Below are 8523 nucleotides of genomic sequence, written 5' to 3' on the forward strand. Positions count from 1 at the left end.
GCGAGGAAGCCGCTGCACTGGGCGCCGACCGGGTGTTCAATATCAAATTTGAAACCGCCGCCATCGCCGGCCGAGGCCGGGAAAATAGCGTCGGCTCACTGGAAGTACTCGCCTACGGCACGGCACTGATTCCACCGCGCTGATGGGTTATCAGAACCGACAGCCTCCAGAGGGCATCAACTACGAACCCCAGGGTTGGCAGCGGGATTTCATCCTCCTGGTACTCGGTTTTGCCGCCGGCCTGGCACTGCTGACCTGGCTGGTCATTCTGGTGTTGGGCTGGAGCGCCCGCTGGATTCCCTTCTCCTGGGAGCAGTCGCTCAGCGACTCCCTGAATGAACAGCTCGAACCGACCGAACGCACCGAATACCTGCAAACACTGACGGACGAACTGGCTCGGGCCGGCGGCCTCAACCCGAAGCTGAATGTTGTGGTTCATCACCAGGAGCAGGAAACTGTCAACGCGTTTGCCACGCTCGGTGGCCACATTATTGTGCTGGACGGATTGCTTGACGAAGTAGACAGCGAACAGGGCCTCGCCTTTGTGCTCGCGCACGAAATTGCCCACATCCACTATCGACACCCGCTGCAGAATGCTGCCCGACAGACCGGACTCGGACTGATCAGCGCACTGATTTTCGGGCGGGGTGACCTGAACTGGCTCGCCGGCTCCGGTGGCCAACTTGCGATGCTGGACTACTCCCGAAAGATGGAGCGCGAAGCCGATGCCTGGGCCCTGGAAGCGCTGCACAACCACTATGGCCACGTGGCAGGCGCAGACTCACTGTTCCGCTGGCTGGCCGAACAACAGCAAGCCGGCGCCCTACCCGAGTGGCTGTCCACCCACCCGGACACCGAGGCACGACTGGAGCGCCTTGAGCAACTATCCAACGCCCGTGGTTACCGGACCGACGGCACGCTAACAACCATTCCCAACGTCTCGCCGTAACCGATTTTTACACTCCCTCACAACCTGAAGGCAAAAAAGCCAATCAGTCTTCATCCGTTTTATTGACGGTATCGCTGACAATACGACCATCCACCAGATTAATCGTGCGATCGCAGGTGGCGGACAGCCGGGGGTCGTGGGTGACCAGCAGGACCGCGCAGCCGCGTTCGCGATGGACCTTGCGGAAAAGTTCAAACACTTCGGCGGCGGTTTGGGTGTCTAGGTTGCCGGTCGGCTCATCGGCCAACAGCAGCGCCGGTTCGGTGATCAACGCCCGGGCGATGGCGATCCGCTGTTGCTGGCCGCCGGAGAGTTGGTTGGGCTTGGTATTGGCGTATTTCTCCAGCCCCACGGCGACCAGAAGCTCCCGCGCCTTGTCCCGAGCCTGTTGGTCGGGCTTGCCGTGGGTCAGCATCAGGGGCATCAGGACATTGTCGATGGCCGTAAACGCATTGATCAGGTGATGGAACTGAAACACAAACCCGATGCTGGAACCGCGCAGAGCCGTCCGGCCGGAGTCGTCCATTCCACTGGTGGCCTGTCCGAGCAGATACAGCTCACCACGGGTGGGGCGGTCCAGTAAACCAATCACATTCAGCAAGGTACTTTTGCCCGACCCCGAGGGACCAATCAGCGCGGCAAAATCGTTGCGGCCAATGGTCAGATCCAGGCCGTGCAACACTTCCACTTCATTGGGCTGACCGACATTGTAGGACTTCCTGAGCCCGTCGAGCCGAAGCACTTCCTCGGGCGTATCAGACATAGCGAATGGCCTCCACCGGGTCCAGTCGTGCCGCGCGGCGTGACGGCACGGCGGCGGCCAGTACCCCGGTCAGAGTGGCCAGCAGCAGCGTGGCCGCCACCAGACCAGGCGGTACCGGAATATAAAACAGCCCCGGGCCAAAGGTGTTGAATACCCACACCAACCCGTAGCTCGCCGCAATGCCCATCACCGAGCCCAGCAAGCCCAATACCGCCCCCTGAATCAGAAACACCCGCAGAATCTGAGCCCGTGTCGCACCGGTCGCGCGCAGAATGCCGATTTCGCGGGTACGCTGTACCACACTCACCGACAGCACGCTGGCAATACCAAAGGCCACGGAAATGGCCACAAACACGATAATCATATTGGTGGACAGGCTCTGGGCCGTCAGGGCGTTCATCAACTGGGCATTGGTTTCAATCCAGCTCTGCGCATCCAGGCCGATCAGACGCTGAACCCGGTCGGCAACCTGATCCGCAGTGAAAATATCCGGCACGGTCAGGTCAATCACCGTCACCCCGCCCGGTAAGTCCAGCAGCGACTGTGCCTGCTTCAAGTCCATATACACGTAGCGTTCATCCAGCTCCCGGACGCCCAGTTCAAAAATGCCGGAAATATTCACCACCGCGCCGTTCTGCTCGCCGGATTCCAGGCGCAGCTTTTGCCCCTGGCCCACGCCAAGATCCTCAGCCAGACGCGCCCCAATCAGCACGTCGTCCGCGCCCACGCGCAACTCGCCGGCCACCATGTAGTCGTCCAGAGGAATGATCCGCTGATAGCGTTCCGCATCAATGCCCACCAGTGCCACCGACTCCAGCGCTTCACCTCGACGCACAAAGGCGGGGCCGGACACCACCGGAGACACCGCACTCAGGCCGGGCAGTTGGTCGAGGGTTGCGGTGATTTCCTGCCAATTGTTGATCGAGCGCAGGCGCTGCGGGCGTTTGTCTTCCAGCACCAACTGCAACGTTCCCGGCGAGGCCGGATGCACCCGATTGACTTCCTCCGGCGCCAGCAGCCGGATATGGGCCTGGGTGCCCAGAGTGCGCTCAATGGTGTTGCTCTGCAGACCCTGAATCAGCGCGGTGATAAATACGATCACCGCCACACCTACGGCCACGCCGATGGCAATCATCAGCGATTGCGTGCGCCCCTCGCGCAAAAAGCCGATGGCGAGGGTCCACTCTGTCCATAAACGTTTCGGCCGAACCATCAGTCAAAGTTCATCGGTGATTCATTTCGGGAGGCGGCATCGTCGCGGTCGCTCGACACCGGCGCTTGCCGCTCAACAAAACGCACGCGTTTGCCCTCGGTCAGTTCCGTCACCATATCCGCCACCACCCGGTCGCCCTCGCTCAGTCCATTCTCCACCTCGGACATGGCCAATCCGCGCAGGCCCAGGGTCACCGCCTGGCGCTGCACCCGGCCATCGCGCACCAGAAACAGTTCGGCTTCTCGGCCCCGTACCGACCTCAGGGCATCGTTGGGGACAGCCCGCGCATTGTCTCGTCGCCCGGTTTCGATGGTGACCGACACGGTCATATCCTGGCGGACAAACGCCGGCACCGGATCGACGGCAAGGCGCACTTCCACCGTGCCGCTTTGCGGGTCGATACTCGGCGCAATAAATTTGACGCGCGCGGGAAAGGGTTGATTCGGATAGGCGTCGGCAATGGCCGTGGCTTTCTGTTCCAGGGCCAGGCGGGACAGGTTGCGCTCATCCAGCGGCACGCGGATTTCCATGCCCCCTTCCAGCGCGATGGTAAAGAGCACGCGGCCAGGCTGCACCAGATCGCCGGGATCGACATTGCGGGTCAAGACCGTACCGGCGACCTCGGAGCGCACCTCGGTTTTGGCAAGCTGGGCGCGCAGCGCGGCCAGGCGCTGCTCCAGTCGGCGCTCCTCCACATTACCCGGCGCCAGAGCGGAGACCGTCAAGCGCGCCGAGTCTACGGTGGCCTGGGCCAGTCGTTCGGCCTCTTGCGCCTGCTCCAATGCCTCGGCCGACAGCTGCGAGCGCTCTGCCAGGGCTTGCCGTCGCGCGGTTTCCCGCCGCGCTTGGGCCAGCTCCGATTCCGCCCGCTCCAGATCAATGGCCGCCTGTGGGCGCCGGGTGGTCACCAGCTCCTCCAGGGCCGCTTCGGCCTGACGCACCTCGGCGGCAATATCCTCGGCGCTCAGCACCAGCAGCAGATCCCCCGGCGCGACGGTATCCCCTTCCTGTACCCGGCGTTCCTTCACCACGGCGGTAATTTCGCTGCCGACCTGGGCGCGGGAGGCGGTCATCACCCGACCGGTGCCGACCACCGTCTGTACCAGCGGTACCGGCTCAATGACATAGCCTTCGACCTCCGGCCCCCGCCAGCTTTGCCAGCCAAAATAAAGGACGATCAAAGCCACAATGGCCAGAGGAACCACAACTTGGGTTGAAACGCGACGCACTCTGACTCTCCCGGTGAATGCTCTCTATGAAAACGTAGAATCTCACATCAATACCGCTATGACTACGCAATCCGGAGCGGAAAAGGCAAACGCCGGGCACAAAAAAACCCGCGCCGCCAGAAAGACGACGCGGGTTTTTCAGGGCAACCGCTTAAATATCGAAGCGGTCGGCGTTCATCACCTTGGTCCAGGCGGCGATGAAGTCCTTGACGAACTTCTCCTGGTTATCGTCCTGGGCGTAGACCTCGGCGTAGGCCCGGAGGATGGAGTTGGAGCCGAACACCAGATCGGTGCGCGTTGCGGTCCACTTCACATCACCGGACTTGCGGTCAACAATCTCGTAGAGATTCTTGCCTTTGGGCTCCCAGCGATAAGCCATATCGGTCAGGTTGACAAAGAAGTCGTTGGTCAGCTGACCTTCGCGATCGGTAAACACACCGTGCTTGGTACCACCGTGGTTGGTACCCAGAGCGCGCATGCCACCGATCAGTACGGTCATTTCCGGCGCGGTCAGTCCCAACAACTGGGCACGATCCAGCAACAACTCCTCCGGCTTGACGATGTAATCTTTTTTGAGCCAGTTACGGAAGCCATCGGCGACCGGCTCCAGCGGCTCAAAGGAGTCCACATCGGTCATCTCGTCAGAGGCATCGCCACGGCCCGGTGCAAAGGGCACGTTCACCTTGTGACCGGCGGCTTTTGCGGCCTGCTCGATACCGACACTACCGCCCAACACGATCACATCGGCCACGCTCACACCGGCGTCCGCCGCGATCTTCTCGTACACCTTCAGTACCTTGGCAAGACGCTCCGGCTCGTTACCGGCCCAGTTCTTCTGTGGTGCCAGACGAATTCGCGCGCCATTGGCACCGCCACGCATATCGGAGCCACGGAAGGTGCGGGCACTGTCCCAGGCGGTGCTGACCATCTCACCGATGCTCAGACCACTGTCGGCGATCTTGGCTTTGACCGCATCCACGTCGTAGTCTTTCTTGCCGGCCGGGACCGGGTCCTGCCAGATCAGGTCTTCAGAAGGCACTTCCGGGCCGATGTAACGGTCTTTCGGACCCAGGTCGCGGTGGGTCAGCTTGAACCAGGCGCGGGCAAAGGTATCGCGGAAGTAGTCCGGGTCCTTCATGAACTTTTCGCAGATGGCGCGATAGGTCGGGTCCATCTTCATCGCCATATCGGCGTCGGTCATGATCGGGTTACGACGGACGTTGGGGTCGCTGGCATCCAGCGGCTTGTCCTCTTCTTTGATGTCGATCGGCTCCCACTGGTTGGCGCCGGCGGGGCTCTTCTTCAGTTCCCACTCGTAGCCGAACAACAGCTTGAAGTACCCCATATCGAACTGGGTGGGGTTGGTGGTCCAGGCACCTTCGATACCCGAAGTAATCGCATTGGCCGCTTTGCCTTTCAGGTTCGCGTTGTACCAGCCCATGCCCTGCTCGTGCACATCCGCACCTTCGGGCTCGGGGCCGAGTGCTTCGGCATCACCATTACCGTGGCATTTACCCACGGTGTGGCCACCGGCGGTCAAGGCCGCGGTTTCCTCATCGTTCATTGCCATACGGGCAAAGGTTTCCCGGATCTGCTCGCCGGTTTTCACCGGGTCCGGCTTGCCGTTGACGCCTTCCGGGTTCACATAGATCAGACCCATCTGCACGGCGGCCAACGGGTTTTCCATGGTGTCCGGCTTGTCGACATTGGCATAGCGCTCATCGGAGGGCGCCAACCACTCTTTCTCCGCACCCCAGTAGATGTCTTTTTCCGGGTGCCAGATATCTTCACGACCGAAGGAAAAGCCGAACGTCGGCAGGCCCATGGACTCATAGGCCACATTACCGGATAGGATGATCAGGTCAGCCCAGCTGATTTTGTTGCCGTACTTCTTCTTGATTGGCCACAGCAGACGGCGGGCCTTGTCCAGGCTGGCGTTGTCCGGCCAGGAGTTCAGCGGCGCGAAGCGCTGGTTACCGGTGCCACCGCCCCCACGGCCATCGGCAATCCGGTAGGTACCGGCGGCGTGCCAGGCCAGGCGGATCATCAGGCCACCGTAGTGACCCCAGTCCGCCGGCCACCACTCCTGACTGTCGGTCAGCAGGGCGTGAAGGTCTTTTTTCAACGCCTCAAAATCAAGCTTTTTGACTTCCTCACGGTAGTCGTAATCTTCCCCCATGGGGTCAGTCTTGCGGTCGTGCTGGTGAAGGATGTCGAGGTTGATGGCTTCGGGCCACCAGGACATATTGGACGTGCTGGCGAGCGTTGCGCCCCCGTGCATCACCGGGCATTTTCCGGCGCCTGTGTTCTGGTCACTCATCGATCTGCTCCTTTCGCGTTCATTTATGATTACGTGCGGCTATGATCTATACGGTATAGCACAAGAATGGATCTATTGAAGCATAGCAAATCGATTTGCCATCTGTGATAGATTCTCACAAAGGTCGGTATAGCCCCCTGCAATGGCCGCCCGCACGGGCGGCCCTCACGGACGCAGCGCGGGAATCACGTGGTGCTCCAACAGTCGCAACTGCTGGCGCAGATAGCGGGAACCGGGGGACGGTGGAGTCGGGTCCGAGGTCATCACCACCGTCAACTCAAGGGAGGGAACGACATAGAGCAGCTGCCCACCATAACCGCGCCCATAGTAGCCGGGCTCACCGCCCAGCGGGCGCAGAAACCAGCCGTAGCCGTAGGGATCATCGGTATAGGCGGACTCGCCCCGCCCGGTCCAGGAGGTGTCCACCCAGGCCTCGGAAAACAGCCGCTGCTCCCCTACCCGGCCGCCATTGCGGTACAGCTCTCCGATGGCGGCCAGTTCCCGCGCCGACATCAGCATATTGTTGCCGCCAAAATAAATGCCCTGGGGGTCCCGATCCCACGCGGGAAAGGCGATATCCAGCGGCTCCCCAAGCCAATCGCGCGCCAAGGCCAGCGTGCTGCGCCCGGCGCTTTCGGTCAGCGCGGCGGAGAGCAAATGCGTACTACCGGAGGAGTAAAGCATCCGCCCGCCCGGTTTATCCACAAACCGCCGGGTGAGCACATGGTGCACCCAATTGTCGCTATTGACCCAGGCACCATAATTACGCCCCGAGGTGCGCTGCAGCCCCGCCTGAAGGGACAACAGGTTGCCCAAGGTAATGCGCTCCACCCCTTCCGTGGCCGCCTCCGGCACCTGACCGCCCAGCGCCTCCACAATGGGCTGATCCACCCCCTCCAGAACCCCACGCTCAATCCCGACACCCACCAGCGCCGCAAGCACCGTTTTTGACAGGGATTTGATATTGACCGGCGTATCCAGCCCCGGCCCCCGGATATCCAGTGCGACCACCTCCTCGCCCCGATGCAGCACCAACAACGAGTGCAACCTGGGCAGGCGCTCCGCATCGCGCGCCAGTTCAGAACGCCAGTCGTCCTCATTGGCGAGCACGGCACTGCACGTAAGCAGCAATAGAGAAGCGAACGCTTTGGATAGAAGAGAATGCATAGGTTGACCATGACCTCATTGAAATCAGCAATAAACGTGTGACAAGACCACAACAGGCTACGTCCGCGGACGTGGCGCGGATCTATCGCCCAGGCAGTAGACTCGATTTTGGTTCATCGCCATAATGACCGCTCCGAACCCTCAACAATAAGATCGAGTCCCATGAGAAACGCTAAAGCCCTAATTGTTTTTCTGTCGTGCATCCTGGCAAATTACGCTTCTGCCGAAACCATCGAATCACGGGTGGTCGAAGACGGCGGCACCGGCCCCTACAGTGCCATTATGGCAACAGATGCCTCACTGCCCACACATACCCTGTTCCGGCCCAACAACATCGCCGCGCAGGGCGACGAGAAACTCCCGATTGTGGTCTGGGGCAATGGCGCCTGTTTCGACTCCCCCTGGGAGCATGTGAACTTCCTGAACGAAATCGCCTCCCACGGTTTTATGGTCGTCGCCATCGGCACCATGCCCACAGAAAACGGGGAGCAGAAGACAGAGCGCTCCAGCTCCTCCAAACTGACCGATGCCATCGACTGGGCCATCGTCCAGAATGATAACGAGAACAGCCCCTACCATCAGGCGCTGGACACCACCGAGATCGGCGTCGCGGGCATGTCCTGCGGAGGACTGCAGGCGCTGGACGTCGCGGACGACCCGCGGGTCACCACCTTGGGGGTCTTCAATAGCGGCATCTTCAACGAACCGCCCAAAGATCCAATGCCCGGCATTCCCAACCTGACCAAAAAGCAGTTGGAAAATATCCATACCCCGACACTGTACCTGCTGGGCGGAGAATCCGACATTGCTTACGGTAATGGCATGAACGACGTGGAACAGATTGACCATGTGCCAGTGTTCGTCGGCAATATGGACGTGGGC

7 protein-coding genes are annotated in these 8523 nt (G+C 60.9%); 2 read left to right on the forward strand and 5 right to left on the reverse strand.

Translation table 11 applies throughout. The features are described 5' to 3' along the window. The first annotated feature begins 142 nt into the window (after positions 1 to 142). Positions 143 to 949 (forward strand): M48 family metallopeptidase, encoded by an 807-nt coding sequence (locus B3520_RS00740; RefSeq protein WP_286807370.1) that lies wholly within the window; start codon positions 143 to 145, stop codon positions 947 to 949. Between the two features lie 43 nt (positions 950 to 992). On the opposite strand, the gene B3520_RS00745 is transcribed toward B3520_RS00740, so the two are convergent. From B3520_RS00745 to B3520_RS00765, 5 genes are all read right to left on the reverse strand, one after another. Continuing rightward, on the reverse strand, positions 993 to 1712 hold the full coding sequence (locus tag B3520_RS00745) for an ABC transporter ATP-binding protein (protein WP_286807369.1): 720 nt from the start codon (positions 1710 to 1712) through the stop codon (positions 993 to 995). Then, entirely contained in the window at positions 1705 to 2925 is a 1221-nt protein-coding gene (locus B3520_RS00750; RefSeq protein ID WP_286807368.1) for an ABC transporter permease, read from the reverse strand. The genes B3520_RS00745 and B3520_RS00750 overlap by 8 nt, the downstream gene beginning before the upstream one ends. Continuing rightward, positions 2925 to 4154 carry an efflux RND transporter periplasmic adaptor subunit gene (locus tag B3520_RS00755; RefSeq protein WP_286807367.1) on the reverse strand — a complete coding sequence of 410 codons (1230 nt, stop codon included), beginning with the start codon at positions 4152 to 4154 and terminating at the stop codon, positions 2925 to 2927. Before B3520_RS00755 ends, B3520_RS00750 begins: the two co-directional genes overlap by 1 nt. 151 nt (positions 4155 to 4305) lie before the next feature. After that, a complete protein-coding gene (gene katG, locus B3520_RS00760; protein WP_286875097.1) occupies positions 4306 to 6474 on the reverse strand; it encodes a catalase/peroxidase HPI in 2169 nt (722 codons plus the stop codon). 165 nt (positions 6475 to 6639) lie between these two features. Next, a complete protein-coding gene (locus B3520_RS00765; protein WP_286806997.1) occupies positions 6640 to 7641 on the reverse strand; it encodes a serine hydrolase domain-containing protein in 1002 nt (333 codons plus the stop codon). A 162-nt stretch (positions 7642 to 7803) separates the two neighbouring features. Here B3520_RS00765 and B3520_RS00770 point away from each other — a divergent pair. After that, positions 7804 to 8523, forward strand: a 720-nt coding sequence (locus tag B3520_RS00770; RefSeq protein ID WP_286875100.1) for an alpha/beta hydrolase, incomplete at its 3' end; no start/stop codon positions are given.

Source organism: Marinimicrobium sp. UBA4509 (assembly GCF_002388575.1).
Classification (GTDB): Bacteria; Pseudomonadota; Gammaproteobacteria; order Pseudomonadales; family Cellvibrionaceae; genus Marinimicrobium; species Marinimicrobium koreense.